This window comes from Pseudomonas sp. IT-P395 (genome assembly GCF_949767675.1).
Classification (GTDB): domain Bacteria; phylum Pseudomonadota; class Gammaproteobacteria; order Pseudomonadales; family Pseudomonadaceae; genus Aquipseudomonas.
Map to the genome: position 1 here is coordinate 1 of NZ_CATKPW010000022.1, position 26,236 is coordinate 26,236.

General features: G+C 59.2%; 30 protein-coding genes. 18 read left to right on the top strand and 12 right to left on the bottom strand.

Features of this window, described 5'->3' with window-relative positions; genetic code table 11:
- Window positions 1–86: 86 nt before the first annotated feature.
- Both ACM6IN_RS15210 and ACM6IN_RS15215 read right to left on the bottom strand, forming a co-directional pair.
- Window positions 87–1,307, bottom strand: a complete 1,221-nt coding sequence (locus ACM6IN_RS15210) for a CaiB/BaiF CoA transferase family protein (RefSeq protein ID WP_414916299.1) — start codon at window positions 1,305–1,307, stop codon at window positions 87–89.
- Window positions 1,308–1,320: 13 nt separating this feature from the next.
- Complete coding sequence (locus ACM6IN_RS15215; protein WP_007911645.1) at window positions 1,321–2,502, bottom strand: acyl-CoA dehydrogenase; 1,182 nt, start codon at window positions 2,500–2,502, stop codon at window positions 1,321–1,323.
- A 158-nt stretch (window positions 2,503–2,660) separates the two neighbouring features.
- On the opposite strand from ACM6IN_RS15215, the gene ACM6IN_RS15220 reads away from it, so the two are divergent.
- From ACM6IN_RS15220 to ACM6IN_RS15265, 10 genes are all read left to right on the top strand, one after another.
- The gene (locus tag ACM6IN_RS15220) at window positions 2,661–3,560 is read left to right on the top strand and encodes a LysR family transcriptional regulator (RefSeq protein ID WP_007949773.1); all 900 of its coding nucleotides are present in this window, start codon (window positions 2,661–2,663) and stop codon (window positions 3,558–3,560) included.
- Window positions 3,561–3,994: 434 nt separating this feature from the next.
- Window positions 3,995–5,116 (top strand): Re/Si-specific NAD(P)(+) transhydrogenase subunit alpha, encoded by a 1,122-nt coding sequence (locus tag ACM6IN_RS15225; protein WP_414916300.1) that lies wholly within the window; start codon window positions 3,995–3,997, stop codon window positions 5,114–5,116.
- 15 nt (window positions 5,117–5,131) lie between these two features.
- A complete protein-coding gene (locus ACM6IN_RS15230) occupies window positions 5,132–5,452 on the top strand; it encodes an NAD(P) transhydrogenase subunit alpha (RefSeq protein ID WP_003187417.1) in 321 nt (106 codons plus the stop codon).
- Window positions 5,452–6,885, top strand: coding sequence for an NAD(P)(+) transhydrogenase (Re/Si-specific) subunit beta (locus tag ACM6IN_RS15235; RefSeq protein WP_007911651.1), 1,434 nt, complete (start codon window positions 5,452–5,454; stop codon window positions 6,883–6,885). Before ACM6IN_RS15230 ends, ACM6IN_RS15235 begins: the two co-directional genes overlap by 1 nt.
- 213 nt (window positions 6,886–7,098) lie before the next feature.
- Window positions 7,099–8,592, top strand: coding sequence for an acetyl-CoA hydrolase/transferase family protein (locus ACM6IN_RS15240; RefSeq protein ID WP_414916301.1), 1,494 nt, complete (start codon window positions 7,099–7,101; stop codon window positions 8,590–8,592).
- 322 nt (window positions 8,593–8,914) lie between these two features.
- Window positions 8,915–9,130: a DUF1127 domain-containing protein gene (locus ACM6IN_RS15245; RefSeq protein ID WP_007911656.1), complete on the top strand. Its 216-nt coding sequence runs from the start codon at window positions 8,915–8,917 to the stop codon at window positions 9,128–9,130.
- Window positions 9,131–9,501: 371 nt separating this feature from the next.
- Window positions 9,502–9,819, top strand: a complete 318-nt coding sequence (locus ACM6IN_RS15250; protein ID WP_007911658.1) for a DUF2388 domain-containing protein — start codon at window positions 9,502–9,504, stop codon at window positions 9,817–9,819.
- 107 nt (window positions 9,820–9,926) lie between these two features.
- Window positions 9,927–10,244, top strand: coding sequence for a DUF2388 domain-containing protein (locus ACM6IN_RS15255; protein WP_007911660.1), 318 nt, complete (start codon window positions 9,927–9,929; stop codon window positions 10,242–10,244).
- A 43-nt stretch (window positions 10,245–10,287) separates the two neighbouring features.
- Entirely contained in the window at window positions 10,288–10,608 is a 321-nt protein-coding gene (locus ACM6IN_RS15260) for a DUF2388 domain-containing protein (RefSeq protein WP_007911662.1), read from the top strand.
- The gene (locus ACM6IN_RS15265) at window positions 10,605–12,566 is read left to right on the top strand and encodes a DUF4105 domain-containing protein (protein WP_414916302.1); all 1,962 of its coding nucleotides are present in this window, start codon (window positions 10,605–10,607) and stop codon (window positions 12,564–12,566) included. Before ACM6IN_RS15260 ends, ACM6IN_RS15265 begins: the two co-directional genes overlap by 4 nt.
- A 46-nt stretch (window positions 12,567–12,612) precedes the next feature.
- Here ACM6IN_RS15265 and ACM6IN_RS15270 read toward each other — a convergent pair whose 3' ends face one another.
- The 3 genes from ACM6IN_RS15270 to trpB all read right to left on the bottom strand — a co-directional run bounded on the left by ACM6IN_RS15270 (window position 12,613) and on the right by trpB (window position 15,235).
- Entirely contained in the window at window positions 12,613–13,068 is a 456-nt protein-coding gene (locus tag ACM6IN_RS15270) for an anti-virulence regulator CigR family protein (RefSeq protein WP_007911666.1), read from the bottom strand.
- Between the two features lie 122 nt (window positions 13,069–13,190).
- Window positions 13,191–14,003: a tryptophan synthase subunit alpha gene (trpA, locus tag ACM6IN_RS15275; protein WP_007911667.1), complete on the bottom strand. Its 813-nt coding sequence runs from the start codon at window positions 14,001–14,003 to the stop codon at window positions 13,191–13,193.
- Window positions 14,003–15,235: a tryptophan synthase subunit beta gene (trpB, locus tag ACM6IN_RS15280; RefSeq protein WP_007911669.1), complete on the bottom strand. Its 1,233-nt coding sequence runs from the start codon at window positions 15,233–15,235 to the stop codon at window positions 14,003–14,005. The genes trpA and trpB overlap by 1 nt, the downstream gene beginning before the upstream one ends.
- A 114-nt stretch (window positions 15,236–15,349) precedes the next feature.
- Between trpB and ACM6IN_RS15285 the strand changes: the two genes are divergently transcribed.
- The gene (locus ACM6IN_RS15285; RefSeq protein WP_414916303.1) at window positions 15,350–16,267 is read left to right on the top strand and encodes a LysR family transcriptional regulator; all 918 of its coding nucleotides are present in this window, start codon (window positions 15,350–15,352) and stop codon (window positions 16,265–16,267) included.
- On the opposite strand, the gene ACM6IN_RS15290 is transcribed toward ACM6IN_RS15285, so the two are convergent.
- Window positions 16,240–16,566, bottom strand: a complete 327-nt coding sequence (locus ACM6IN_RS15290; RefSeq protein WP_007911686.1) for a DUF883 family protein — start codon at window positions 16,564–16,566, stop codon at window positions 16,240–16,242. The genes ACM6IN_RS15285 and ACM6IN_RS15290 overlap by 28 nt on opposite strands.
- A gap of 157 nt (window positions 16,567–16,723) precedes the next feature.
- On the opposite strand from ACM6IN_RS15290, the gene ACM6IN_RS15295 reads away from it, so the two are divergent.
- Entirely contained in the window at window positions 16,724–16,939 is a 216-nt protein-coding gene (locus tag ACM6IN_RS15295) for a dodecin (RefSeq protein WP_007911688.1), read from the top strand.
- A gap of 127 nt (window positions 16,940–17,066) precedes the next feature.
- On the top strand, window positions 17,067–17,291 hold the full coding sequence (locus ACM6IN_RS15300) for a DUF1161 domain-containing protein (protein ID WP_007911690.1): 225 nt from the start codon (window positions 17,067–17,069) through the stop codon (window positions 17,289–17,291).
- 255 nt (window positions 17,292–17,546) lie between these two features.
- Here the strand turns inward: ACM6IN_RS15300 and ACM6IN_RS15305 are convergent, their stop codons facing one another.
- Window positions 17,547–18,548 (bottom strand): LLM class flavin-dependent oxidoreductase, encoded by a 1,002-nt coding sequence (locus tag ACM6IN_RS15305; RefSeq protein WP_095113090.1) that lies wholly within the window; start codon window positions 18,546–18,548, stop codon window positions 17,547–17,549.
- A 241-nt stretch (window positions 18,549–18,789) separates the two neighbouring features.
- Here ACM6IN_RS15305 and ACM6IN_RS15310 point away from each other — a divergent pair, with 241 nt between their 5' ends.
- Window positions 18,790–19,221 carry an OsmC family protein gene (locus ACM6IN_RS15310; RefSeq protein WP_127925340.1) on the top strand — a complete coding sequence of 144 codons (432 nt, stop codon included), beginning with the start codon at window positions 18,790–18,792 and terminating at the stop codon, window positions 19,219–19,221.
- 259 nt (window positions 19,222–19,480) lie between these two features.
- Window positions 19,481–19,720 (top strand): DUF1161 domain-containing protein, encoded by a 240-nt coding sequence (locus tag ACM6IN_RS15315; RefSeq protein WP_007911697.1) that lies wholly within the window; start codon window positions 19,481–19,483, stop codon window positions 19,718–19,720.
- Window positions 19,721–19,726: 6 nt separating this feature from the next.
- Here ACM6IN_RS15315 and ACM6IN_RS15320 read toward each other — a convergent pair whose 3' ends face one another.
- Entirely contained in the window at window positions 19,727–20,146 is a 420-nt protein-coding gene (locus ACM6IN_RS15320) for a hypothetical protein (RefSeq protein WP_007911699.1), read from the bottom strand.
- Window positions 20,147–20,186: 40 nt separating this feature from the next.
- Window positions 20,187–20,609, bottom strand: a complete 423-nt coding sequence (locus ACM6IN_RS15325; RefSeq protein ID WP_034152270.1) for a hypothetical protein — start codon at window positions 20,607–20,609, stop codon at window positions 20,187–20,189.
- Between the two features lie 59 nt (window positions 20,610–20,668).
- Between ACM6IN_RS15325 and ACM6IN_RS15330 the strand changes: the two genes are divergently transcribed.
- Complete coding sequence (locus ACM6IN_RS15330) at window positions 20,669–21,760, top strand: aminopeptidase (protein WP_414916304.1); 1,092 nt, start codon at window positions 20,669–20,671, stop codon at window positions 21,758–21,760.
- Between the two features lie 100 nt (window positions 21,761–21,860).
- Here ACM6IN_RS15330 and ACM6IN_RS15335 read toward each other — a convergent pair whose 3' ends face one another.
- Window positions 21,861–22,511 (bottom strand): HAD family hydrolase, encoded by a 651-nt coding sequence (locus tag ACM6IN_RS15335; RefSeq protein ID WP_414894475.1) that lies wholly within the window; start codon window positions 22,509–22,511, stop codon window positions 21,861–21,863.
- Between the two features lie 28 nt (window positions 22,512–22,539).
- Entirely contained in the window at window positions 22,540–23,085 is a 546-nt protein-coding gene (locus tag ACM6IN_RS15340; RefSeq protein WP_414916305.1) for a gamma carbonic anhydrase family protein, read from the bottom strand.
- Between the two features lie 88 nt (window positions 23,086–23,173).
- Between ACM6IN_RS15340 and prlC the strand changes: the two genes are divergently transcribed.
- Window positions 23,174–25,225, top strand: a complete 2,052-nt coding sequence (gene prlC / locus ACM6IN_RS15345; RefSeq protein ID WP_095113094.1) for an oligopeptidase A — start codon at window positions 23,174–23,176, stop codon at window positions 25,223–25,225.
- Window positions 25,222–25,509: a YheV family putative zinc ribbon protein gene (locus tag ACM6IN_RS15350; protein ID WP_007911710.1), complete on the top strand. Its 288-nt coding sequence runs from the start codon at window positions 25,222–25,224 to the stop codon at window positions 25,507–25,509. Before prlC ends, ACM6IN_RS15350 begins: the two co-directional genes overlap by 4 nt.
- 49 nt (window positions 25,510–25,558) lie before the next feature.
- Here ACM6IN_RS15350 and ACM6IN_RS15355 read toward each other — a convergent pair whose 3' ends face one another.
- Window positions 25,559–26,209 carry a dual specificity protein phosphatase family protein gene (locus ACM6IN_RS15355; RefSeq protein ID WP_414916306.1) on the bottom strand — a complete coding sequence of 217 codons (651 nt, stop codon included), beginning with the start codon at window positions 26,207–26,209 and terminating at the stop codon, window positions 25,559–25,561.
- Between the last annotated feature and the right edge of the window lie 27 nt (window positions 26,210–26,236).

Genomic DNA, 26,236 nt, shown 5'->3' on the forward strand with positions numbered 1-26,236 from the left:
TCAAACACTTGCAGATTGGTTAAAAAGCGACCAAAGACAGCCATATATAGGTAGAAAACACGATCCCTTCTATATAGAAGGGATCGTCAGAGCACCCCAGCCGACTTCAACTCCGCCACCGCACCTGCGCCCAAACCCAACACACCCTGCAAAACCTCCAGCGTATGCTCGCCTAACAAAGGAGGCGCACGGCGATACTCCACCGGCGTCTGCGACATGCGGATAGGGCTAGCCACCTGCGGCACCATTCCCGCCAACGCGTGCGGCAGCTCTATCGCCAGGCCACGCGCCTTAACCTGTGGATCTTCAAACACCTGCGACAGATCATTGATCGGCCCACACGGCACGCCCGCCTGCTCCAGTTGAGCCACCCATTCGGCGGTAGTCTTGAATACCGTCGCCTGGCGAATCAGCGGAATCAACACCGCCCGATTAGCCACACGCAGCTTATTAGTAGCAAAACGCGGATCGTCAGCCCACTGCGGTTGCCCTGCCACCTCAGCAAACTTGCGGAACTGCCCGTCATTGCCCACGGTAAGAATGAAATCACCGTCGGCCGTAGGAAAGTCCTGATAAGGCACAATGTTCGGATGCGCATTGCCCAGACGCTTGGGCGCATTACCCGTGGTCAAATAATTCATCGCCTGGTTGGCCAGACAAGCCACCTGAACATCCAGCAACGCCATATCAATGTGCTGACCACCAACGTCGTGATCGCGATGAGCCAACGCCGCCAGAATCGCGACCGTCGAATAAAGCCCCGTCAGGATATCCGTCAGCGCCACACCGACCTTCACCGGCCCGGCACCTTCATCACCCTCGGGACGACCGGTCAGGCTCATCAGCCCGCCCAGCCCCTGAATCATGAAGTCATAGCCGGCACGCTTGGCATACGGCCCGGTTTGGCCGAATCCGGTAATCGAGCAATAGATCAGATTCGGATTGATCGCCTTCAACGATTCATAGTCGAGCCCATAAGCCGCTAGCCCACCGACCTTGAAGTTCTCGATAAGGATGTCCGACTTGGCCGCCAGATCGCGCACCAGCTTCTGCCCCTCGGGACGCGTGAAGTCGATGGTCACCGATTGCTTGTTGCGGTTGGCTGACAGGTAATAAGCCGCCTCTGACGTATTCTCGCCATAAGCGTCCTTAAGGAAGGGCGGTCCCCAGGCGCGAGTGTCGTCACCATTACCAGGGCGCTCGACCTTGATCACCTCGGCGCCAAGGTCGGCGAGTATCTGCCCGGCCCACGGCCCGGCCAACACGCGCGATAAATCCAGTACCCGCAGATGCGACAGCGCGCCCATGGTCGCTCTCCTATTAATAGAACGCCTGCAAGCCGGTTTGTGCACGCCCCAGGATCAGAGCGTGAACGTCGTGAGTGCCTTCATAGGTATTCACCACTTCCAGGTTGACCAGATGACGGGCCACGCCGAACTCGTCGGAGATGCCATTACCACCGAGCATGTCACGAGCCATGCGGGCGATGTCCAGCGACTTGCCGCAGGAGTTGCGCTTCATGATCGAAGTGATCTCGACCGCAGCGGTCCCTTCGTCCTTCATGCGCCCCAGACGCAGGCAGCCTTGCAGGGCCAGGGTGATCTCGGTCTGCATGTCAGCCAGCTTCTTCTGGATCAGCTGAGTAGCGGCCAATGGGCGACCGAACTGCTGACGATCCAGCGTGTACTGGCGAGCGGTGTGCCAGCAGAACTCGGCAGCGCCCAGCGCGCCCCAGGAGATGCCATAACGCGCAGAATTGAGACAGGTGAACGGGCCTTTCAGGCCGCGCACGTCGGGGAAAATGTTTTCTTCCGGCACGAACACGTTGTCCATGACGATCTCACCGGTGATTGACGCACGCAGACCGACCTTGCCGTGAATCGCCGGAGCGCTCAGACCTTTCCAGCCCTTCTCCAGTACGAAACCACGGATGTCGCCAGCATCGTCTTTAGCCCAGACCACAAACACATCAGCGATCGGGCTGTTGGTGATCCACATCTTCGCGCCGGTCAGGCTATAGCCGCCTTCGACTTTGCGGGCACGGGTGATCATCGCGCCCGGGTCGGAACCATGGTTTGGCTCGGTCAGGCCGAAACAGCCGATCCATTCACCGGAAGCCAGTTTCGGCAGGTATTTCTGTTTCTGCGCTTCGGTACCGAATTCGTTGATCGGCACCATTACCAGCGACGACTGCACACTCATCATCGAGCGGTAGCCAGAATCGACACGCTCCACTTCGCGAGCAATCAGCCCATAGCTGACATAGTTGAGGCCGCTGCCTCCGTACTGCTCGGGGATGGTCGCACCCAGCAGGCCGACTTCGCCCATTTCGCGGAAGATCGCCGGGTCAGTTTTCTCATGACGGAAAGCTTCGAGGACACGCGGTGCGAGGCTCTGCTGAGCGAACTGCTCGGCGGTGTCGCGGATCATGCGCTCTTCTTCGGTGAGCTGTTGATCCAGCAGCAGGGGATCGATCCAGTTGAAGCTAGCTTTAGCGCCCATGATTGTGTCCTCGCAAATCGGCTGAATTAACGTGGCATTGATCCTAGGCGCGGTTCGCTGTCGCGGCAAACGAGGATTTCGCATTCTGTTGTGCTAATTTCTCACTCCGAAACGTCGTGAAATGCCTTTTATGCGGCGCATTAGTGAGGTTGACGTACATGCGCAGGAAGATCCCCAGCACCACCGCCCTGATCAGCTTCGAGGCCGCCGCACGCCACGAGAGTTTTACCCGCGCTGCCGAAGAACTTTCCCTCACTCAAGGGGCCATTTGCCGACAGATCGCCAGCCTTGAGGAGTTCCTTGGCGTGGAACTGTTCCGACGCTCGCGACGCGGGGTGAAGTTGACCGAGGCGGGGCTTTCATACAGCCGCCGAGTTGCGACGCAACTCGACGCGGTTGAGCGCGACACCCTCTCAGTGATGGGTCAGCAAGGCACCAATGTGATCGAACTCGCGGTGGTGCCGACCTTCGGCACACAGTGGCTACTGCCACGTCTCAAGGATTTCCAGCTCAAGCACCCGGAGGTCACGGTCAACCTGACCAACCGCACCCGGCCCTTTCTGTTTGCCGATACCGAATTCGATGCGGCGATCTACTTTGGCGATGCCGACTGGTCGGGTACCGAATCCCACAGGCTGATGGGCGAAAATCCGATGCCGGTGTGCAGCCCCGCCCTACTCGGTAACAAGACGCACCTGACAGCCGAGGCAATCGCCGAGCTACCGTTGTTGCAGCAGACCACCCGCCCCTATGCCTGGCGTCAGTGGTTCAACTCACAACACCTGAATATCCCCCGGGACATGACAGGCCCGCGCTACGAGCTATTCTCCATGCTTGCCCAGGCCGCCATGCACGACATGGGCATTGCGCTGATTCCACCGTTCCTGATTCAGCGTGAGTTAGCCGAGAAGCGCCTGGTGATTGCCAACCCCCAGGCACTCTCAAGCATCAAGGCCTATTACCTGATGATTCCCGAACGAAAAGTCGAATCAGCGTCATTAAAGGCATTTCGTGACTGGCTGGTAACCCAAGCGCAGAGCTACAGCCTAGAAGGGTAAAGGCTCACAGCGATAGCTAACCCCGTAGTCAGGAAATTCAAAGCCCTACAGATATAAGTATTTGTCGCAATTGCACAGACTGTATCCGAAAGTCGTACAGACGTCCCACAAGCGCCTGAAGACGTGGCTTTGAGCCTTCATTGACGACGCATTGATGCCTATTCACGTCACCGATGAGAAATTTTTCCATAATCGGCCAGAATCCTTGCAAGGCACGGTCTGCAAGGGATTCAGCTAGCCATCTGCGACATTCGGTCACGGCATGACTTGTAGTTAATTTTCCGTCACCCGTCATAATCCCTTGAAGGGCATAAACTTCGCCTGCAAAATGCCGCGCCCCGCCCTGATTTGGCGGGATCGTGCTGATCGGCCGCCCCAGTCGCACCATCCGTAGTGCATGGGTTTACTCAATAAGATCACGCAGGAGATTTGACGTGCACATTGGTGTTCCTCTCGAAACCCAGACCGGTGAAACACGGGTTGCTGCAACCCCGGAAACCATTAAAAAGCTGATCAGCCAAGGTCATAAGGTCACTGTGCAAACCGGCGCCGGCGTAAAAGCCAGTGTGGTCGACAGTGCCTATGAAGCGGCAGGCGCAACCATTGGCAGTGCCAATGATGCGTTTGGCGCCGAGCTGATTCTCAAGGTGGTCGCCCCGAGCGATGCCGAACTGACGCTGATCAAGCGCGGTACGGTGCTGGTCGGCATGCTCAACCCGTTCAACAACGAAACCATTGCGAAGATGACCGAGTGCGGCATTACCGCGTTCGCCCTCGAAGCGGCGCCGCGCACATCGCGCGCGCAGAGTCTCGATGTGTTGTCGTCGCAGGCGAACATTGCCGGCTATAAGGCTGTGTTGCTGGCCGCTCACCACTACCCACGCTTCATGCCGATGTTGATGACCGCTGCGGGCACCGTGAAAGCGGCGCGCGTGCTGATTCTTGGCGCGGGCGTGGCCGGGTTGCAGGCGATTGCCACGGCGAAACGCCTGGGTGCGGTGATCGAAGCGTCTGACGTGCGTCCGGCGGTAAAAGAGCAGATCGAATCCCTCGGTGCGAAGTTCGTCGACGTGCCTTACGAGACCGATGAAGAGCGCGAATGCGCCGTCGGTGTCGGTGGTTACGCGCGGCCAATGCCAGCGAGCTGGATGCAGCGTCAGGCGCAGGCTGTGCACGAGCGCGCCAAGCAGGCTGACATCGTCATCACCACCGCGCTGATTCCGGGCCGCAAGGCACCGACCCTGCTGAGCGCGGAGACTGTGGCGCAGATGAAACCGGGCTCGGTGGTCATCGACCTCGCCGCTGCTCAGGGTGGCAACTGCCCGCTGACCGTGGCTGATCAGGTCGTGGTCGAAAATGGCGTGACCATTTGCGGCCCGACCAACCTGGCCGGTGAAGTCGCTGCAGACGCTTCGGCACTGTACGCACGCAACCTGCTGGACTTCCTCAAGCTGGTTTTCACGAAAGAAGGCCAGTTCGACGTCAACCTCGAAGACGACATCGTCGCCGCGTGCCTGATGTGCCGCGACGGCCAAGTCATCCGCAAAAACGCCTAAGCAGGGATTCAGACGATGGAAGAGCTTATCTCCCCCGGTATCTACAACCTGATCATCTTCGTGCTGGCGATTTATGTCGGTTACCACGTGGTCTGGAACGTCACACCTGCGCTGCACACGCCGTTGATGGCGGTAACCAACGCCATTTCGGCGATCGTGATCGTCGGCGCCATGCTCGCTGCTGCACTGACTGTCACGCCGCTGGGCAAAACCATGGGCACCCTCGCCGTGGCACTGGCGGCGGTCAACGTGTTCGGTGGCTTCCTGGTCACCCGCCGCATGCTTGAGATGTTCAAGAAGAAAGCCCCGAAAGTAAAAGAAGAGGCGCCGAAGTAATGAGCATGAATCTCGTCACGACGCTCTACCTGATCGCGTCGATCTGCTTTATCCAGGCCCTCAAAGGCCTGTCGCACCCGACCACCTCACGGCGCGGCAACCTGTTCGGCATGCTCGGCATGGCCTTGGCGATCCTGACCACCGTCGGCCTCATCTATAAGTTGGGTGCTGAGCTGGCCACGGCCGGTATCGGTTACGTGATCGTTGGCCTGCTGGTCGGCGGTACGGCCGGTTCGATCATGGCCAAACGCGTTGAAATGACCAAGATGCCGGAACTGGTCGCCTTCATGCACAGCATGATCGGTCTGGCCGCAGTGTTCATCGCAATTGCCGCTGTTGTTGAGCCGCAGTCGCTGGGCATTGTCAAACAGCTGGGCGACTCGATTCCTGCGGGTAACCGTCTGGAGCTGTTCCTTGGTGCGGCGATCGGTGCAATCACCTTCTCCGGTTCGGTGATTGCGTTCGGCAAGCTGTCGGGCAAGTACAAGTTCCGTCTGTTCCAGGGCGCACCGGTACAGTTCGCCGGGCAGCACAAGCTCAACGCAGTGCTGGGTCTGGCAACGCTGGCGCTCGGTCTGACCTTCATGTTCACCGGCAACCTCACCGCGTTCGCGCTGATGCTGGCATTGGCGTTCGTGATGGGTGTGCTGATCATCATCCCGATCGGCGGCGCCGACATGCCGGTCGTGGTGTCGATGCTCAACAGCTACTCGGGCTGGGCGGCGGCGGGTATCGGTTTCTCGCTGAACAACTCGATGCTGATCATTGCCGGTTCACTGGTGGGTTCGAGCGGTGCGATCCTCTCGTACATCATGTGCAAGGCGATGAACCGTTCCTTCTTTAATGTGCTGCTTGGCGGTTTCGGCAATACGGCTGATGCTGGCCCGGCCGGTGCGAAAGAAGCACGTCCGGTGAAATCCGGTTCGGCTGACGACGCGACCTTCCTGCTGACCAACGCCGACACCGTGATTATCGTGCCGGGCTACGGTCTGGCGGTAGCACGTGCGCAACATGCACTGAAAGAACTGACCGAGAAGCTGACCCACCGTGGCGTGACCGTGAAGTATGCGATCCACCCGGTTGCCGGCCGTATGCCAGGGCACATGAACGTTCTGCTCGCCGAGGCCGAAGTGCCTTACGATCAGGTGTTCGAGATGGAAGACATCAACTCCGAGTTCGGCCAGGCCGACGTGGTGCTGGTGCTCGGCGCGAACGACGTGGTCAACCCGGCGGCGAAGAACGATCCGAAATCGCCGATTGCCGGCATGCCGATTCTCGAAGCGTTCAAGGCCAAGACCATCATCGTCAACAAGCGCTCGATGGCCAGCGGTTATGCCGGTCTGGACAACGAACTGTTCTATCTGGACAAAACCATGATGGTCTTCGGCGACGCGAAGAAAGTCATCGAAGACATGGTCAAAGCGGTCGAGTAATCCATCGCTGTTGCACCGAACGCCCCGACTCGTCGGGGCGTTTTTGTTTGCGCAAACGTCGGACAATTTGCCGCGTTGTTGCAGATCCGGTAACGGTGTTTTACTTCAAACCCGCTAAATAGACGCCTCGTTTGCGACCTTGGTAGCGGGACAGGCGCCCGTCAAATTCACTAGACTGCGCATCCTGCTACTCGTTGCCCGAGATAATAATCCATGTACCGTGACCGTATTCGCCTGCCTTCGTTGTTGGATAAAGTGATGAGCGCCGCCGACGCAGCTGCTCTGATTGAAGACGGCATGACCGTCGGCATGAGCGGTTTCACCCGCGCCGGCGAAGCCAAGGCTGTTCCTCACGCACTGGCCGAGCGCGCCAAGATCACGCCGCTGAAGATCAGCCTGATGACCGGCGCCAGCCTCGGCAACGACCTCGACAAGCAACTGACCGAAGCCGGCGTACTCTCGCGGCGCATGCCGTTCCAGGTCGACAGCACCCTGCGCAAGGCAATCAACGCCGGCGAGGTCATGTTCATCGACCAGCATCTGTCGGAAACCGTCGAGCAACTGCGCAACCAGCAACTGAAGCTGCCGGACATCGCGGTCATCGAAGCCGTGGCCATCACCGAACAGGGTCACATCGTGCCGACCACCTCGGTGGGCAACTCGGCGAGCTTCGCAATTTTCGCCAAACAGGTGATTGTCGAGATCAACCTGGCGCACAACGCCAACCTCGAAGGCCTGCACGACATCTATATCCCGACCTACCGCCCGACGCGCACGCCGATCCCGCTGGTAAAAGTCGACGACCGCATCGGCAGCACCGCGATTCCGATCCCGCCGGAGAAGATTGTCGCCATCGTTATCACTCAGCAGGCCGATTCGCCGTCCACCGTGTCATCGCCGGATGTCGACACCAACGCCATCGCCGATCACCTGATTACCTTCTTCAAGCAGGAAGTCGACGCCGGGCGCATGACCAACAAGCTCGGCCCGTTGCAGGCCGGGATTGGCAACATCGCCAACGCGGTGATGTGTGGCTTGATCGATTCACCGTTCGAAGACCTGACCATGTACTCCGAAGTGCTGCAGGACTCGACCTTCGACCTGATTGATGCCGGCAAGCTGAGCTTTGCTTCGGGCAGTTCGATCACCCTGTCGGAGCGGCGCAACAGCGACGTGTTCGGCAATCTGGAGAAGTACAAGGACAAACTGGTACTGCGGCCGCAGGAGATCTCCAACCACCCGGAGGTGGTGCGCCGCTTGGGCATCATCGGCATCAACACGGCGCTGGAGTTCGACATCTATGGCAACGTCAACTCCACCCACGTCTGCGGCACGCGGATGATGAACGGCATCGGCGGTTCCGGCGACTTCGCGCGCAACGCGCACCTGGCGGTGTTCGTGACCAAGTCGATCGCCAAGGGTGGCGCGATTTCCAGCGTGGTGCCGATGGTCAGCCACGTTGACCACACCGAGCACGACGTCGACATTCTGGTGACCGAAGTGGGTCTTGCCGATTTGCGGGGCCTGGCGCCACGGGAGCGGGCGCGGGTGATCATCGATAACTGTGTACACCCGGACTTCCGTCAGGCGCTGAATGATTACTTCACGGCGGCTTGCGCAATCGGTGGCCACACCCCGCACATCCTGCGGGAAGCGTTGAGCTTGCACATGAATCTGGAAGAAACCGGGCGCATGCTCGCGGTCTGATCCACACAGATAAACCGCCGACGCAAACACAGTTTGCGTCGGCAGAGTTTCTCAAGCCTCCCTCCCTGACAAAAACTGTACTGCTGTACTGGTCATTTCCTACAGACCTTGCCTACCTTTCCGAGTGAATTGAGCAAAAATGCACCACTTAAGTGCGGACAGGTACAGTTTGCTCAATTTTGACCCATACACCCCCTATAAACAGTTAACTGGTCACTCACAATACAGTTGAACTGTATCTAGAGAGACTTGGCAAACGAGAGGATCATGGGCACCAGTCAAACCACTACCTGATCCCGCCACAAGCGGAAGGATGTCAACCATGGAACGTACACTCAGTTCCGAACTGTTCTTCGAAGACAAAGCTGTAAACACCCAGGCTTCCCTGCCTCTGCGCGTTATCGCCAACCTGATGTTGTGGCAGCGCCGCATCTCCAGCCGCCATCAACTGGCTCGTCTGGATTCGCGTCTGCTGGCTGACGCCGGTATCAGCGAAGCACAACGCTACGAAGAGCTGAGCAAGCCGTTCTGGCGCTAAGTAGCGTCGCTGGCTCTGGTCGTTAGACCCACCGCCAGCAACCCGAATTGAAAAAACGAAACCCGTCGTGGGAAACCACGACGGGTTTTGTCGTTTTGGGCTCTTAAAAAGCCATACCAGTACAGTTCACATAATTCGAAATCAGACCATTACAATTGTAAGAGCTGCCGAAGGCTGCGATCTTTTGATCTTCAAAAAACCCAAGATCGCAGCCTTCGGCAGCTCCTACAGGTTTTTCGTCTGAGTGCTGGTTAGGTAACGGGTTCTGCGCCTAATATCCATACAGAACGTGGCGAATGTTGTGTCACTGGCGTCTGACTCCTCAGATACCGAGCCACCTCTCTCTACGGTTTATCCAAAGGAGTTACACCATGTCCCGTCTTCGTCTGCTCAGCGCTGCCGCCCTGCTGGCCGTGGCTGCCAACGCCAGCGCCACCAGCTTTATCGTCACCACCGACGCCGTTGTCGGTGCACTGAAGTCTTCGTCCGACGCAACTTCCGACGTCACCTCGTCCTTCCGTGACGACAAAATCGTTCTTGCCGCCCGTGACGACGCTGCCAGCTTCGTGGCCAGCGAGGGCGAAATCCGTGGGGTGAAACTGGAAAGCGCGCTGGATCACATCCGTCATCAGGCGCCACAGCTGCAAGCTACCGACGCGCAGTTGGCTCAAGCCATCCTGACGATCTAAGCGACTGGCACCGTTCGGGACACGCCGGTCGTGTCCCGATGTTTCGGCGCTGGCTCTGGCCCGGGCATTGCGCTAGCCTTTGGGCTCGCCAACAGTTACCGAGTCCAATGCGCTTTCTTCCAAATCTGCTGATCCCTTCCTTATTGTTTACCGCCTGCTGGGCGACGTCCGTCGATGCCTTTGATGCTTTCAATGCGTCGACCCAAGGCACTGTCGTCAGTGGTTACGCCACCAGCATGGTGTCTTCCGCGCCTTTCGACCGTAAACTGCTGCTCGCCGCTCACGATGACGCGGCCGCGTTTGTTGCCAGTGACGGTGAATGGCGAGGCGCTCGTCTGGAATCTGCGCTGCATTACTTGCGCAAAACCCGGCCGAAACTTCATGTCAGCGACCTTGAACTGGCAGAGGCAATTCTCGTCCAATAGTTATCCTGTACCCCCGTTATCCTTGCCCCTTCGGAGTCGTTCCATGCGTAGCCCGCTGATTGCTGCCGCCCTTGGCCTGTTTTTGTTGGCCGACGTGGCCCAGGCGCACACCCTGGTAGCCACCAGTAACATCATCGTTCGTGCCTCCCAGCGCACTATCGATTTCACCTCCGATACCACTACGTCGATTCGCGATTCGAAAATCATCCGCGAAGCCCACGACGACGCTGCCAGTTTCGTCGCCACTAACGGTGATATCCGTGGCGCACATCTGGAAGCGGCGCTCAATACCCTGCGCACTCGCGTGCCGGAAGCGCGCGACGCCAGTGATCAGGTTCTCGCCGAAGCCATCCTCGCGCTGTGAGGTCATTCGGCACCTGGCTGCTGGCCGGGGCGTTGTTGTTGCTTGGCAACAGCGCTCACGCCGGCCTGCAATTGCGGCTCAAGACCGACGGTCTGAGCCCCGCCCAACAACAGGCCAGCCAGGCGCTGATCGATGAGGCGATGCAAAAACTGCCGCCGAGCTTTATCGAGCGGCTGGATCGGCGCATCGATGTCGGCTGGACCGACGACATGCCCGCCAACGCCTATGGCCAAGCCACACTGGTGGCCGAGCTCGATCTGAATCGAAAACTGCTCGCCGGTCTCACGGATGGCAGCGCAGCCAAAGAAAAAACCAATCGCCCCCACGGCACTGTGCGCCAGGAACTGCTCGCCACGGTGCTGCATGAAATCACCCACATTTATGACCGCGCCCGCTTATGGCCGAATGCCGAGCGCACGCTGATTCAGCGCTGCACGCGCCGCTTTAACAGCGCCGGGCTGATCGGCATTCCCGACGAGTGTCGCGGCCAGAACGGCCGGCGCTTCACCCTCAGCGATGACCCGCGCCTGCTCGACCTCGCCGGTTGGCAGCAATACGTCGGCCGTCGGGGTGAACGCGAACAACACAACCGGCAGATCGCCCGCAGTCCGGACCTGTACGAAATCTCCAGCCCCAAGGAGTTCGTCGCGGTCAACATGGAGTATTTCCTCCTCGACCCGAGCTACGCCTGCCGCCGCCCGGCGCTGTATCGCTATTACCAGCAACACTTCGGCTGGGCACCGCCAGCCAAGGACGCCTGCAGCAAAACCTTCTCGTTCCTCAATGCCGGCAACGACTTCGCCAAACAACCCTTGGGGCAAGTCGATCCGGAACGGGTCTATGCCGTGGACTACCTGCTGGCCGAGGCCAATCAGAACTGGGTCAGCCGCTGGGGCCACAGCATGTTGCGTCTGGTGATTTGCGCACCGGGCCGCCCGCGTGGCCCGGATTGCCGGCTCGATCTGGATCAGCATCTGGTGCTGTCCTACCGCGCCTTTGTCGGTGATGTGCAGTTGTCGAGCTGGGACGGCCTGGTCGGCAAATACCCTTCGCGATTGTTCGTACTGCCGCTCGCGCAGGTCATCGACGAATACACCAAGACCGAGCTGCGCAGCCTTGCGTCGGTGCCACTGAACCTGTCCCGCGACGAGATCGAAGGCGTGGTCGAACACGCCGCCGAAATGCACTGGAGCTATGACGGCAACTACTTCTTCCTGTCGAACAATTGCGCCGTGGAAGGCCTGAAACTGTTGCGCAGCGGCAGCAACAACACACAGTTCGTCGGCCTCGACAGCATCATGCCCAACGGCTTGCTGGAAGTGATGAAAGGCCGTGGTCTGGCGGACACCAGTGTGCTGGATGATCCAAAAGAAGCGCTGCGTCTGGGTTACCGCTTCGACTCGTTCCGCGATCGCTATCAGGCGATGTTCGATGTGTTGAAGAAGCAATTGCCGATCAAGCAGAACACTGTTGAGGAATGGCTTTCGCTGACAGCCGAGGAACGCCGCGAGTGGTTCGAGCGGGCGGATTTGCGCACCAGCGCCGCGCTGCTGTTGCTGGAACAAGCCAGTTATCGGCGCCAGTTGTTGCTGGCTCAGGACGAGGTCAAGCAGCGTTACCTCGGTGCGCGTGAGCTGGAAAACGGCGGCATGGACAAGGCCAATGCGACCTTGCAGGAAATCCTCGCCAATAGCGGGTTCCTCAGCCGTCCGGCAGAACTGCTCGACACCAAGGGCTACGGATTGCCGCAGCCGACCGAGTTCACTCGACTGGAAGCGGAGAGCAGCCAGCGGCAGAAGAAGCTGCTGGCACTGTCCGGTGATCTCGACGCCGAAGTGCGCAAGTTGCTGGAGCCCAAGCGGGCCGCAGAGATTGCCGCCAGCGAGGAGAATGTGAAGCAGATTGGCGCGCATTTGCGCAAATTGCACAAGGCCTCCGGCGGACTGGAGCTGCCCTGAAAAAAAAACCGCAGCCATTGGCTGCGGTTTTTTTATTGCCTGCGGATCAATACAAAACGCCATCGAGAATTTCGTAGACGATCCCGGTGCCCACCGCGATCAGCACGATATCGCCCCCCGCCCGACGCCATTCGTAACCCGGATACACCGGCAAACGACCCAACGCGCGACCGTCCAGACGCTCACCGTAATACCCGTGTGGCAACGGCCGGCCACGTTCCAGATGAATCCCCGGAGGCGGCGGTGCACCGCGTACAAAGTAGCCATGATTGTCACGAATGGTCTGACGCACCGGGCCAAAATCGCGCGGCGGCGGACCGCCACGGTGATCGTTTTGCGGGCCACGATGATCATCGCGATGGTCATTACCATGATTGTCGTACTGGCCCTGCTGCGGGCCGCCGTGGTCGTGATCGTCGCGCGGATCGGCGCTGGCCAGCAGCGGTGTCGCACTGATCATCAGTACGCCCAATCCGGCCATCAGACGTTTCGGCATTTTCATCGGGTCTTTCCTCACGGCACAAACAGCAAAAAGGGATTCAGAACGTGGTTCTGAATCCCTCGGTCTTGCTGGATTAGTCTGTGTCGCGAGACGCTAATTCCTCTGTATCAGGAACTTTACCTTCAGCTGACGCGGGCCTTACGCACGCCTTCGGAGAGTGCCGAGCACAAGCTCAGTACACCGTCGACGGCTTGCGCCGGCGTAGTCGCATTGGCGATGTGATCGATCAACGCCGAGCCCACCACAACACCATCAGCCAGACGCGCAATGGCCGCTGCTTGCTCCGGGGTACGGATGCCGAAACCGATGCTGATCGGCAGATCGGTATGACGACGCAGACGAGTGACCGCCTCTTCAACATGCTCCAGGGTCGCAGCACCGGCACCGGTCACACCGGCTACCGAAACGTAGTAAACAAAACCTGAGCTGCCATTGAGCACTTTCGGCAGACGCGCATCGTCGGTGGTTGGCGTGGTCAGACGGATGAAGTCCAGACCGGCAGCCTGCGCCGGGTCGCACAGCTCGGCATTGTGCTCAGGCGGCATGTCTACGACGATCAGGCCATCGACGCCGGCCTCTTTCGCATCGGCGATGAAACGCTCAACGCCGTACATGTGGATCGGGTTGAAGTAGCCCATCAGCACCAGCGGCGTATCGCTGTTGCCTTCGCGGAATTCACGAACCATCTGCAGGGTTTTCAGCAGGTTCTGCTTGGCACCCAAGGCACGGATGTTCGCCAGTTGAATTGCCGGGCCGTCGGCCATCGGGTCGGTGAACGGCATGCCCAGCTCGATCACGTCGGCGCCAGCACCCGGCAAGCCTTTAAGGATCGCCAGCGAAGTGTCGTAGTCCGGATCACCGGCGGTGACGAAGGTCACCAGCGCGGCGCGGTTCTGTTCTTTGAGGTCGGCAAAACGCGTTTGCAGGCGGCTCATCAGTGTTTCTCCTGCTTGGACTGTTCCATGTGATGCATGACGGTCTGCATATCTTTGTCGCCCCGGCCGGACAGGTTGACCACCATCAGGTGATCTTTAGGCAGCTTCGGCGCACGTTTGAACACTTCAGCCAAGGCGTGAGCGCTTTCCAGGGCAGGGATGATCCCTTCCAGGCGGCAGCATTTGTGGAACGCGTCGAGGGCTTCGTCGTCGGTCACCGAGGTGTATTGAACGCGACCGATGTCATGCAACCACGCGTGCTCAGGGCCGATGCCCGGATAGTCGAGGCCAGCGGAAATCGAGTGGGCGTCGATGATCTGGCCATCGTCGTCCTGCAGCAGGAAAGTCCGGTTACCGTGCAATACACCCGGAACGCCGCCATTCAGGCTGGCCGCGTGCTTGCCGGTTTCGATGCCGTAACCCGCCGCTTCAACGCCGATGATTTCAACGCTCTTGTCGTCGAGGAACGGGTGAAACAGGCCCATGGCGTTGGAACCGCCACCGATGCACGCCACCAGGCTGTCCGGCAGACGACCTTCCTGCGCTTGCAACTGATCGCGGGTTTCCTTGCCGATGACGGCCTGGAAGTCGCGAACCATCGCCGGATAAGGGTGCGGGCCAGCCACGGTGCCGATCAGGTAGAAGGTGCTGTCGACGTTGGTTACCCAGTCACGCAGCGCTTCGTTCATTGCGTCTTTCAGGGTGCCGGTGCCGGCCACCACCGGAATCACTTCAGCGCCCAGCAGTTTCATGCGGAAGACGTTGGCCTGCTGACGTTCGATGTCAGTGGTGCCCATGTAGATCACGCAATCGAGACCGAAACGTGCCGCTACAGTGGCAGTGGCCACGCCGTGCATGCCGGCGCCGGTCTCGGCGATGATGCGTTTCTTGCCCATGCGTCGCGCCAGCAGGATCTGGCCGATGCAGTTGTTGATCTTGTGCGCGCCGGTGTGGTTCAGCTCTTCGCGCTTGAGATAAATCTTCGCGCCGCCGCAGAACTCGGTCAGGCGCTCGGCGAAATATAGTGGGCTCGGACGTCCGACGTAGTCACGCTGGAAGTAGGCCAATTCTTCTTTGAACGCCGGATCTTCCTTGGCCGCTTCGTATTCGCGGGCCAGATCGAGGATCAACGGCATCAGGGTTTCCGCCACGTAACGGCCACCGAACGAGCCGAACAGGCCGTTGGCGTCAGGGCCGTTACGCAGATCAGAGGTGTTCGAAGTCTGGGTCATGAGTCGCTCCAGGTGAATTCGGGTGGGAAGACAATGACGACCACTCTACCCCTGACCTTCTAAGCTGAAAACCGATAAGATCGCGACAACCTGTCAGGAAAACTCACAGATACCATGAGCCATGACCTTCCCCCGCTGAACGCCCTGCGCGCGTTCGAAGCGACCGCCCGGCTGAACAGCGTCAGTCAGGCTGCCGAACAGCTGCACGTCACCCACGGCGCGGTCAGTCGTCAGCTCAAGATGCTGGAAGAGCACTTGGGTGTCAGTCTGTTCGTCAAGGATGGGCGCGGCTTGAAACTCACAGATGCCGGCGTGCGGTTACGCGATGCCAGCGGCGACGCGTTTGACCGGTTACGCAGTGTGTGTGCGGAGCTGACGCAGAGTACCGCCGATGCGCCGTTCGTCTTGGGATGCTCTGGAAGTCTGTTGGCGCGCTGGTTTATTCCGCGCCTGGGGCGATTGAATGCGGATCTGCCGGACTTGCGTCTGCACCTGTCGGCGGGAGAAGGCGATCTTGACCCCCGTCGTCCAGGACTGGATGCCTTGCTGTTATTCGCCGAGCCACCTTGGCCGGCAGACATGCAGGTCTACGAACTCGCCGCAGAACGCATCGGCCCGGTGATGAGTCCGCTGTTCAGCGGCTATCAACGTTTGCAAACCGCGCCAGCCTCGGCACTGCTCAATGAACCGCTGCTGCACACAACTTCTCGCCCACAAGCGTGGCCAAGCTGGGCACAGCAAAACCACCTCGACGCAAAAGCGTTGAAGCTGGGGCAAGGTTTCGAGCATTTGTATTACTTGCTGGAAGCAGCAGTGGCAGGCCTTGGCGTCGCCATCGCACCGGAGCCGCTGGTGACGGAAGATTTGAAGGCCGGTCGCCTGGTTGCGCCATGGGGCTTCTGTGAAACCCCGGCGCAACTGGCGTTGTGGCTACCCAAGCGCGCCGCAGACGGGCGCGCTCGGCAACTGGCGCAATGGCTCAAGAACGAGCTGCGCCAAGGCGATCACTCGCCGCGCTTGAACAGCAAGTAAGCCGCAAGAAGGCCGATCGCACCGACTGCAACACCGGCAGTCGTCCACGGATGCTCCTGGGCGTAATCACGGGTAGCGATCCCGGTTTCGCGGGTTTTCACTTTAACTTCTTCATAGGCATCGCTGAGCAGATGGCGCGAGTGTTTCAGCGCGCTTTCAGCATTGCTTTTCAGCGCCTTGAGGGTCTTGCGCGACTCGTCCGAAGCGTCATCCTTCAGGCTTTCCAACGACTTGAGCAGACTCTCGATCTCGGCTTCCATGCTTTGCAACGAGGCTTTACGTAAAGAGGTGTTGGCCATGGTGGCTCTCCTGCATTGGTGATGAGTGGCGTGTGTTGGTTGGGACTTCAGCGGTTTGAGAAAGTGCAGAAAATCTGAACTTCGCCTGCACAAAGCCACCGAAATCAACAGTGCAGATTCACTGCTAGTCTCAATTCCACACGCCAAGGAGATCGTTATGAGTGACCATCACACGTACAAGAAAGTCGAGCTGGTCGGTTCGTCCGCCAGCAGCATCGAAGACGCCATCAACAACGCGCTGGCCGAAGCCAACAAGAGCATCAAGCATCTTGAGTGGTTTGAAGTGGTCGACACCCGTGGCCACATCAAGGACGGCAAGGCTGCGCACTTTCAGGTGACGCTGAAAGTCGGCTTCCGCATTGCCAGCAGCTGAGTTTGGTCTAGTCTTCTGAACTTGCGCGCTGGCCGAGTGCCATAGGAATGGCAAAGCGCTACAGGGTGAGTGCATCGGGTGAACGCTCGATGCCCGCCTTTTTTAATCCGACCAGGGAGTGCGACCGATGAAGAAGTTCATGTTGGCAGTAGGTTTGTTGAGCCTTGCGGGTGGTGCGTTTGCTGCCGGTAAGCCATGTGAAGAGCTGAAAAGCGAGATCGCGGCGAAGCTGGATGCCAAGGGCGTTTCCGGGTATTCGCTGGAGATTGTCGATAAGGGCGCAGCGGCTGGCGGCGACGTCGTCGGTACCTGCGAAGGCGGAACCAAGGAAATCGTCTACAAGCGCGGTTGATTGCGCCTGAAATACAAAAAGCCGACGTGAAGGCGTCGGCTTTTTTGTGTCTGAAAGTTTTGTGGTGTGTTTGAGATTGATCCCCCTCACCCCAGCCCTCTCCCCCAGAGGGGCGAGGGGGAAAGGGAGCAGATCGGGGGTTGTTCAGAACCTGAGTACGACTGGAGTTTTCAGGTCGATGTTGGGCGCAAGAACACCTCGGTCAGTCCCCTCTCCCTCCGGGAGAGGGCTAGGGTGAGGGTGTTTTTTGGCCTTTCAGCCCTTCATCACCTGCGCCAACAACTCGTAGGAATGCACACGATCAGCGTGTTCGTAGAGATCACTGGTAAAAATCAGCTCATCCGCCTGCGTCTGCTCAATCAGCACTTCAAGTTTGGCGCGAATCTTCTGCGGGCTACCCACCATCGCGAGCCCAAGGAAATCACCCACCGCTTCACGCTCATGCGGCAGCCACAGGCCGTCCATGGTTTTCACCGGCGGACGCTGCACCAGGCTCTGCCCACGCATCAACGCGAGAATGCGCTGGTACACCGAAGTCGCCAGGTAATCGGCTTGCTCATCAGTATCGGCGGCCACCAGCGGCACGCCGAGCATCACGTACGGCTTGTCGAGCACCGCCGAGGGTTTGAAGTGATTGCGATAAACGCGAATCGCCTCGTGCATGAAACGCGGGGCGAAGTGCGAGGCGAAGGCGTAAGGCAAGCCGCGCTCACCGGCCAGTTGCGCACTGAACAGGCTGGAACCGAGCAGCCAGATCGGCACATTGGTGCCGGTGCCCGGCATCGCGATCACGCGCTGATCCGGCGTGCGCGGGCCGAGGTAGCGCACCAGTTCGGCGACGTCTTCGGGGAAATCATCAGCGCTGCCGGAGCGTTCACGGCGCAACGCCCGAGCAGTCATCTGATCGGAGCCGGGCGCGCGGCCCAGGCCGAGATCGATCCGTCCCGGATAGAGGCTTTCGAGGGTGCCGAACTGCTCGGCGATGACCAGCGGCGCATGGTTGGGCAGCATCACGCCGCCGGAGCCGACACGAATCGTCGACGTACCACCAGCCAGATAGCCGAGTAATACCGACGTCGCAGAACTGGCGATGCCGTCCATGTTGTGGTGTTCGGCCACCCAGAACCGCGTGTAGCCGAATTTCTCGACGTGCTGCGCCAGATCCAGCGAGTTGCGCAACGATTGCGCCGGGCTGCCGTTTTCGCGCACCGGTACCAGATCGAGGGTGGAAAATTTTACGTCGGACAGTTGTTTCATAAACCTGCGTCTCCGAGTGAGGAGGCAGGCTTTTCTTGCAAACGAAAACCTGCCAAATCCATAAGCGTGTTTTGTGCAATGAGGGCATATACCCGAGTTTCAATAGCAGCGATGAAATTTCCTACTAAAAAAGTCAACGATTCAGCCGGGCTGAACTTTGCTGCGGCGTCTATCCTCAGAAGCCTTGCAAGCAAAACCACGACGACGCGGCGTTTCCGCGTCAGATCTTGAGGAGGCAGACATGGCTATCGTGAAGAAAGCATCCGCACATTGGGCAGGCGATCTGAAAACCGGCATTGGCTCGATCTCCACCGAAACCGGTGTCCTCAGAGAGGCGCCTTACGGTTTCAAGGCGCGCTTTGAGGGCGGCAAAGGTACCAACCCGGAGGAACTGATCGGCGCGGCGCATGCCGGCTGCTTCTCTATGGCGTTTTCGATGATTCTCGGCGATGCGGGGCTGAAGGCCGACAGCATCGACACTCAGGCTGAAGTGACCCTCGATCAGGTAGAGGGCGGGTTCGCGATCACGGCGGTGAAACTGATCCTCAAGGCGAAAATTCCGGGGGCGACGCAGGCGCAGTTCGAAGAACTGAGCAACAAGGCCAAGGAAGGGTGCCCGGTGTCCAAGGTACTTAATGCGAAGATTACGCTAGACGCTTCGCTGGTCAGCTAATTTGTCGCTGACCGGTCTGACGCTATCGCGAGCAGGCTCACTCCTACAGTTGATCTCCAGCGGACACAATTATTGTGAGCGACGAAGATCCCCTGTAGGAGTGAGTCTGCTCGCGATAGCCATCTGCAGATCAACCAAGGTTTGAAACCTTCAACACAAGTTGTGAGCGAAGTCAGAACCCTCGCTGTAAAAGTATGGTCGAATCAATGACAGCAGCTTCAGCGCACGCCCGTGCGCGCTGCCTCAGGGAGCTTCACTCATGAAACGTATTGGCTTGGCGATTCTCTGCAGTGCACTGGCCACCTCGGTAATTGCGGCACCCAAAGACTGCGAAGAACTCAAGAAAGAGATCGAAATCAAGATTCAGGCTAAAGCAGTGCCGTCCTATACACTGGAAATCGTAACCAAGGAAGAAGCTGCGAAACATGACATCGCCATGGTGGTCGGTTCATGTGAGAACGGCACCAAAGCGATCATCTACCAGAAAAACGACAGCTGAAACATTTCACATGATGCAGTTGTAGTCACGATCTTCGGCAACGATTTCGCGCTTGGCGTTGTACAGCCGGGCACTCGGAGTGAACCCCAGCGAACGCCCCTCCAGCACATAACGCTGCCCGGCCTCGAAATGGTCATAGCGGATGTACAGATAGCACAGCCGCTCCACCGGGCCGTTCATCAAGCTGCCGCCACCACCAAACACTTCGAAATCGAACCGCACGCGCAGTTCGTGACTGCCGGGGGTGACCTGAAAGTAGCGCCCGTCATTCAGTCGCTGTTTGTCGAGACGCTCGGCCATCAGCACTTTACCGCCGGGTGTCGGCGTCGAAAAATCGACCCAGGCCATGTGCGGATCGGCCGGGGGCAAAGGCGTCTGACAACCGGCCAAAAGACCGGCAGCGAGCAACAACAGCAACTGGCGCATGATGAATATCCACGGATGTGAATCCTCAGCATAGCGCCGATCAGGTGCGCTGACAGCCTGCCGGTGTGCCTTGACCTACCACTTTGCGCTGCTCGTCATAGAGCTTGGCCCAAGGGCGGAAACCGATACTGCCGGCCTGCAGCTGGTATCGCTGACCGGCATTGAAATCCTTGAATTTCACACTCAACTGGCAATCGCGCCACAGCGGTTCAGCGTCGGGACCGATGTTGGTCGCCTCCACCGGAAATTGATAACGCACTTTCAATTCATGGCTACCGGGCTGCACTTCAAAATAGCGTTTGTCGGCGGTCGCCTGAGTATCAACCTGCAGCGCTTGCAGCGCCGTGTCCTGTTGCCGGGCATCGAGATCGATCCAGGCTTGCGAAGGGTCGGGATCGGGCATTCCGAATCCGGCACAACCGGCCAGCGTCAGCAGGCCTCCTGACAGCATCAACATGCGCATAGCGGTGCTCCTTTAGGCGGGATAGTCTTGCGGGCAGACTCTCCGGGGGATTTCTTATTTTGATCAGGCCGTTTCCAAGCCTTGGGTTACTTGATCGCGTTTTTCGGGTTTTGTTTCCGGGTGTGTTGTTTTTGTTGCTCAACGGTTGCGCCAGCGTCAGCTATTACGCTCAGTTGGCCAGCGGTCAGTTGCAATTGCTGCGGGCGCGCGAGCCTGTGGAGCAGGTGATCAACGACCCGAGCCGCGACGCAACACTGCGCGCGCACCTGGCTCAATCGCAGAAGGCCCGCACCTTCGCCAGCGAGCATCTGCACTTGCCGGACAACCAGAGCTATCGTCTTTACGCCGACATCCATCGCCCGTATGTGGTGTGGAATGTGTTCGCCACGCAGGAGTTTTCCCTGACGCCGCAGAATCATTGCTTCCCGATTGCCGGGTGTGTGGCCTATCGCGGCTATTACAGTCAGAGCGCCGCGCGCGGCGAAGCGGCAATCCAGCGATTGCAGGGCATGGACGTATCGATAGGTGGCGTTGAGGCCTATTCGACGCTGGGTTGGTTCAACGACCCGATCCTTAATTCGATGATGGGCTGGGGTGATGAGCGCCTGGCCACGTTGATCTTTCATGAGCTGGCGCATCAGCGCTTTTACGTGAAGGACGACACCGAGTTCAACGAATCCTTCGCCTCGTTTGTCGAGCAGGAAGGCACGCGGCAGTGGCGGGCGTTTCGTGGGTTGCCGGCGGACACCGATTCGCGGCTGAAGCAGCGCGATCAGTTCATTGAATTGGTCCTCGATACCCGTTCACGGCTGGAAAAACTGTATGCCCAGCCATTGCCGGCTGAGCAAATGCGCGAACGCAAAGCGGCCGAGTTCGAGCAGTTTCGCCGGGATTATCGGGTGATGAGGGACAGCCAATGGGCTGGGGACAAACGTTACGACGCTTGGGTGAATGCGCCGCTGAACAATGCGCGGTTGCTGCCGTTTGGGCTTTATGACCAGTGGGTGCCGGCGTTTGCGGCGTTGTTCAAAAAGGTCGGGGGGGATTGGCTGAGGTTTTATGCGGAGGTGGAGAAGTTAGGGGAGCTGCCGGCCGCCGAGCGCAAAGCGGCGCTGAAAGCGTTGGCTGACTCTCAGACCTTTCGTGGCTGAATTGGCCTCATCGCTGGCAAGCCAGCTCCCACAGGGACAGCGGTGAACCTGAGTACATCACTCACCTGTGGGAGCTGGCTTGCCAGCGATGGCGTACTGATCAGCGCTGCAGAAACGCCTGATGCAACGCGTCCAGCGTTTCAAAGTGATAAGCCGGCGCCTCGGCATTCAACTCTTCAAAACTGCCAAACCCATAACCGACCGCCGCCGCATCCAGCCCATTACTGCGTGCCCCGATCAGGTCATGCTTGCGATCACCGATCATCAGCGTATCCGACGGATCCAGCCCTTCTTCCTTGATCAGATGCGCAATCAGCTCAACCTTATTGGTGCGCGTGCCATCCAGCTCGCTGCCGTAAATCACCTTGAAGTGCCGGGCAAAATCAAAATGCCGGGCAATCTCGCGGGCAAATTCCCACGGCTTCGAAGTGGCGATATACAGCTGCCGTCCCTGCCCGCTCAGGGTTTCCAATAAAGGCGTAACACCATCAAACACGCGGTTTTCATACAGGCCGGTGACCTTGAAGCGTTCGCGATAAAAATTCACCGCCTGCCACGCCTTGGCTTCATCAAAATCGTAGAACTGCATGAACGCCTGCAACAACGGTGGGCCGATGAAGTGTTCCAGTCTGGTCAGGTCCGGCTCATCGATACCGAGCTTGGCAAGGGCGAACTGGATGGAACGGGTGATGCCCTCACGCGGGTCGGTCAGGGTGCCATCGAGGTCGAACAGTACGGTCTGGTAATGCATGAGAAATCCTGAGCAGGTGTAAGGCGATTCAGAGCTGGTCGTAGCCTTCGGCCAGATGCAGGTCCTTGAGTTTCACGTAGTTCGCCGCGCTGTAGGTGAAGAAGGCTTTTTCCTTGTCGGTGAGTTCCCGCACCTGTTTTACCGGGCTGCCGACATAAAGGAAGCCACTTTGCAGCCGTTTGCCCGGCGGCACCAGGCTGCCGGCACCGATGATCACATCGTCTTCGACCACCGCGCCATCCATGACAATGCTGCCCATGCCGATCAATACGCGGCTACCGACGGTACAACCATGCAGCATCACTTTATGGGCGATGGTCACGTCATCGCCGATCAGCAGCGGGAAACCGTCCAGATTGAAAGGACCGGCATGGGTGATGTGCAGCACGCAACCGTCCTGGACGCTGGTGCGCGCACCGATGCGGATGCGGTGCATGTCGCCGCGGATCACGGTCAACGGCCAGACCGAGCTGTCTTCGCCGATTTCGACGTCGCCGATGACCACTGCCGAGCCATCGACAAACGCGCCCTTGCACAGGCGTGGGGTGTGATTCTGGTACTTGCGAACGGACACGATAATTTCTCTCTCTGTCGCCGATAGCTGCGGTGAATGCCGATTGTAATTAAGATGGGGCAATGTTTCCCCAGCCAAGGTGCCAACCGTGAGCGTGAACAACCCTCTGCTGCAGTCCTACGACCTGCCACCGTTCTCCACGATCCGTGCCGAACACGTCCTGCCCGCCATCGAAACGATCCTGGCCGACAACCGCGCCGCCATTGCCGAAATCCTCAAGACCCAAGTCCAGAATCCAACCTGGGCCGGTCTGGTGTTGGCGATGGACGAACTCAATGACCGCCTCGGCGCTGCCTGGAGCCCGGTCAGCCACCTCAATGCCGTGTGCAACAGCGCCGAACTGCGCGAAGCCTACGAGTCGTGCCTGCCGGCCCTGAGCGCCTACTCCACCGAGATGGGCCAGAACCGCGAACTGTTCCAGGCTTATGAAGCGCTGGCCAACAGCCCGGAAGCCGCCGGCTTCGACGTGGCGCAAAAGACTATTCTGGAACACGCCCTGCGTGACTTCCGTCTGTCGGGTATCGACCTGCCGGAAGCCGAGCAAAAGCGCTATGCCGAAGTGCAGAGCAAACTGTCCGAGCTGGGCAGCCGCTTCTCCAATCAACTGCTCGACGCCACGCAGGCGTGGACCAAGCACGTCACCGACGAAGCCGCCCTCGCCGGCCTGACCGATTCGGCCAAGGCGCAGATGGCGGCCGCCGCACAGGCCAAAGGCCTCGATGGCTGGCTGATCACCCTGGAATTCCCGAGCTACTACGCGGTGATGACCTACGCGCAAGACCGCGCACTGCGCGAAGAAGTCTACGCCGCCTACTGCACCCGCGCCTCGGATCAAGGCCCGAACGCCGGTCAGAACGACAATGGCCCGGTGATGGAAGAGATCCTCGACCTGCGTCAGGAGCTGGCCAAGCTGCTGGGTTTCGCCAGCTTCTCCGAGCTGAGCCTGGCGACGAAAATGGCCGAGTCCAGCGATCAGGTGCTGAGCTTCCTGCGTGATCTGGCCAAGCGCAGCAAGCCGTTTGCCGCACAGGATCTACAACAGCTGCGCGCCTACGCCGCCGAACAGGGCTGCGCAGACCTGCAAAGCTGGGACAGCGGTTTCTACGGCGAGAAACTGCGTGAGCAACGCTACAGCGTCGCCCAGGAAACCCTGCGCGCCTACTTCCCGATCGACAAAGTGCTGGGCGGTCTGTTTGCCATCGTTCAGCGCCTGTACGGCATCGAAATCGCCGAGCAGAAAGGCTTCGATACCTGGCACCCGGACGTACGCCTGTTCGAGATCAAGGAAAACGGTCAGCACGTCGGCCGCTTCTTCTTCGACCTCTATGCCCGCGCCAACAAGCGTGGCGGTGCGTGGATGGACGGCGCCCGTGACCGTCGCCGCACTGTCGACGGCGTGCTGCAAAGCCCGGTGGCCAATCTGGTGTGCAACTTCACCCCGGCCGACAGCGGCAAGCCTGCGCTGCTGACTCACGATGAAGTGACCACGCTGTTCCACGAATTCGGTCATGGTCTGCATCACCTGCTGACCCGCGTTGATCACGCTGGCGTTTCCGGCATCAACGGTGTCGCGTGGGACGCGGTCGAGCTGCCAAGCCAGTTCATGGAAAACTGGTGCTGGGAGCCGGAAGGCCTCGCGCTGATTTCCGGTCACTACGAAAGCGGCGAGCCGCTGCCCCAGGACCTGCTGGAAAAGATGCTCGCGGCGAAGAACTTCCAGTCCGGCCTGATGATGGTCCGTCAGCTGGAATTCTCGCTGTTCGACTTCGAGCTGCACGCCACCCACGGTGACGGCCGCAGCGTGCTGCAAGTGCTCGAAGGCGTGCGTGACGAGGTGTCGGTGATGCGCCCACCGGCCTACAACCGCTTCCCGAACAGTTTTGCGCACATCTTCGCCGGCGGTTATGCGGCGGGTTACTACAGCTACAAGTGGGCTGAAGTGCTCTCGGCCGATGCCTTCTCGAAGTTCGAAGAGGACGGCGTGCTCAACGCTGAAACCGGTCGTGCCTTCCGCGAAGCGATTCTGGCGCGCGGCGGTTCGCAGGCGCCGATGGTGCTGTTCGTCGACTTCCGTGGCCGTGAGCCGTCGATTGACGCACTCTTGCGCCACAGCGGCCTGAGTGAGGACGCGGCAGCATGAGTGAGGCACCTGTGATTACCAAGAAGCGCTTTATCGCCGGGGCGGTCTGCCCGGCGTGCAGCGAGCCGGACAAGTTGATGATGTGGAACGAGGACAGCGTGCCGCACCGTGAATGTGTGGCCTGCGGTTACTCGGACACGCTGAACGAGCAAGGGCTGTCGGTACCGAAAGAACTGGGCACGCGGGTCAACACCAGTGCATTGAACAAACCTGCGCCGGACAAGACCGTGCAGGCGGTGCAGTTCTTTCCGAATCCGAAGCTGAAGAAAAAGTCCGAGGACTGAGCTGCGACTGGAAAACCTTCCACGATGCAACGTCGTGGAAGGTCGTGGATTACTTCAGATTGACTGACTGAAACCAGCTCTTCATCGAGCAGGTGGCGAACGCGCTGGTGCTGCAATCACCATTGGCCAGCGCTGTGCGCAGTTTGTCGACATCGGCCTGCATTACATAGCGGACACTGTCGCGAAAGTGCCCACTCTCACCGAAACCGCCTTGGGTCATCTCGCTCAAGGCGTCTTCTTTACTCCAGCCCTGCACCACCACGCGGTACATCGCCGCCATCAGGCCGGTGCGGTCGGAGCCGTGTTTGCAGTGCATCAACACCGGCCCCTTGGCTTCGGCAGACTGAATAGCCCGCAGGGTCTTGAGCACGTCGGCGTCGTCAACGTGATTGGTCCGATACGGCAGTTGCACCTGGTTAATGTCCGGCTCGGACAACCAATTACTGTCGGCTTCCGGGAGGAAGTTGATCACCGTGGCGACCTTGAGATTTTTCAGTAACGGTACGGCGCCGCCATCCGGCAATGCGCTGCGATAGAGCGTCGGCGACATCTGGAACAGGTTGTATTGCACTTCGACCGGTTGCGCCCAATCAGTGGGACGGGCCGTCGCTGTCGCAGTCGCCGCAGCCTGGGCTGGCAGCCAGTGCAACAGCGCGACAAGCGATAAACACAAAGCAGGGAACAAACGCACTCGGGACATGCTGGGGTAACCGTGTCGGGGTTCATC

Coding starts and splice junctions, on each gene's coding strand:
- ACM6IN_RS15290 (WP_007911686.1), bottom strand. CDS start 16,566: ATGGCCAACACCTCTTTACGTAAAGCCTCGTTGCAAAGCATGGAAGCC.
- ACM6IN_RS15210 (WP_414916299.1), bottom strand. CDS start 1,307: ATGGGCGCGCTGTCGCATCTGCGGGTACTGGATTTATCGCGCGTGTTG.
- ACM6IN_RS15230 (WP_003187417.1), top strand. CDS start 5,132: ATGGAAGAGCTTATCTCCCCCGGTATCTACAACCTGATCATCTTCGTG.
- ACM6IN_RS15285 (WP_414916303.1), top strand. CDS start 15,350: ATGAGCCATGACCTTCCCCCGCTGAACGCCCTGCGCGCGTTCGAAGCG.
- ACM6IN_RS15300 (WP_007911690.1), top strand. CDS start 17,067: ATGAAGAAGTTCATGTTGGCAGTAGGTTTGTTGAGCCTTGCGGGTGGT.
- ACM6IN_RS15305 (WP_095113090.1), bottom strand. CDS start 18,548: ATGAAACAACTGTCCGACGTAAAATTTTCCACCCTCGATCTGGTACCG.
- ACM6IN_RS15315 (WP_007911697.1), top strand. CDS start 19,481: ATGAAACGTATTGGCTTGGCGATTCTCTGCAGTGCACTGGCCACCTCG.
- ACM6IN_RS15215 (WP_007911645.1), bottom strand. CDS start 2,502: ATGGGCGCTAAAGCTAGCTTCAACTGGATCGATCCCCTGCTGCTGGAT.
- ACM6IN_RS15320 (WP_007911699.1), bottom strand. CDS start 20,146: ATGCGCCAGTTGCTGTTGTTGCTCGCTGCCGGTCTTTTGGCCGGTTGT.
- ACM6IN_RS15255 (WP_007911660.1), top strand. CDS start 9,927: ATGCGCTTTCTTCCAAATCTGCTGATCCCTTCCTTATTGTTTACCGCC.
- ACM6IN_RS15220 (WP_007949773.1), top strand. CDS start 2,661: ATGCGCAGGAAGATCCCCAGCACCACCGCCCTGATCAGCTTCGAGGCC.
- ACM6IN_RS15310 (WP_127925340.1), top strand. CDS start 18,790: ATGGCTATCGTGAAGAAAGCATCCGCACATTGGGCAGGCGATCTGAAA.
- trpA (WP_007911667.1), bottom strand. CDS start 14,003: ATGAGCCGCCTGCAAACGCGTTTTGCCGACCTCAAAGAACAGAACCGC.
- ACM6IN_RS15335 (WP_414894475.1), bottom strand. CDS start 22,511: ATGCATTACCAGACCGTACTGTTCGACCTCGATGGCACCCTGACCGAC.
- trpB (WP_007911669.1), bottom strand. CDS start 15,235: ATGACCCAGACTTCGAACACCTCTGATCTGCGTAACGGCCCTGACGCC.
- ACM6IN_RS15270 (WP_007911666.1), bottom strand. CDS start 13,068: ATGAAAATGCCGAAACGTCTGATGGCCGGATTGGGCGTACTGATGATC.
- ACM6IN_RS15325 (WP_034152270.1), bottom strand. CDS start 20,609: ATGCGCATGTTGATGCTGTCAGGAGGCCTGCTGACGCTGGCCGGTTGT.
- ACM6IN_RS15245 (WP_007911656.1), top strand. CDS start 8,915: ATGGAACGTACACTCAGTTCCGAACTGTTCTTCGAAGACAAAGCTGTA.
- ACM6IN_RS15250 (WP_007911658.1), top strand. CDS start 9,502: ATGTCCCGTCTTCGTCTGCTCAGCGCTGCCGCCCTGCTGGCCGTGGCT.
- ACM6IN_RS15350 (WP_007911710.1), top strand. CDS start 25,222: ATGAGTGAGGCACCTGTGATTACCAAGAAGCGCTTTATCGCCGGGGCG.
- ACM6IN_RS15235 (WP_007911651.1), top strand. CDS start 5,452: ATGAGCATGAATCTCGTCACGACGCTCTACCTGATCGCGTCGATCTGC.
- ACM6IN_RS15355 (WP_414916306.1), bottom strand. CDS start 26,209: ATGTCCCGAGTGCGTTTGTTCCCTGCTTTGTGTTTATCGCTTGTCGCG.
- ACM6IN_RS15240 (WP_414916301.1), top strand. CDS start 7,099: ATGTACCGTGACCGTATTCGCCTGCCTTCGTTGTTGGATAAAGTGATG.
- ACM6IN_RS15260 (WP_007911662.1), top strand. CDS start 10,288: ATGCGTAGCCCGCTGATTGCTGCCGCCCTTGGCCTGTTTTTGTTGGCC.
- ACM6IN_RS15295 (WP_007911688.1), top strand. CDS start 16,724: ATGAGTGACCATCACACGTACAAGAAAGTCGAGCTGGTCGGTTCGTCC.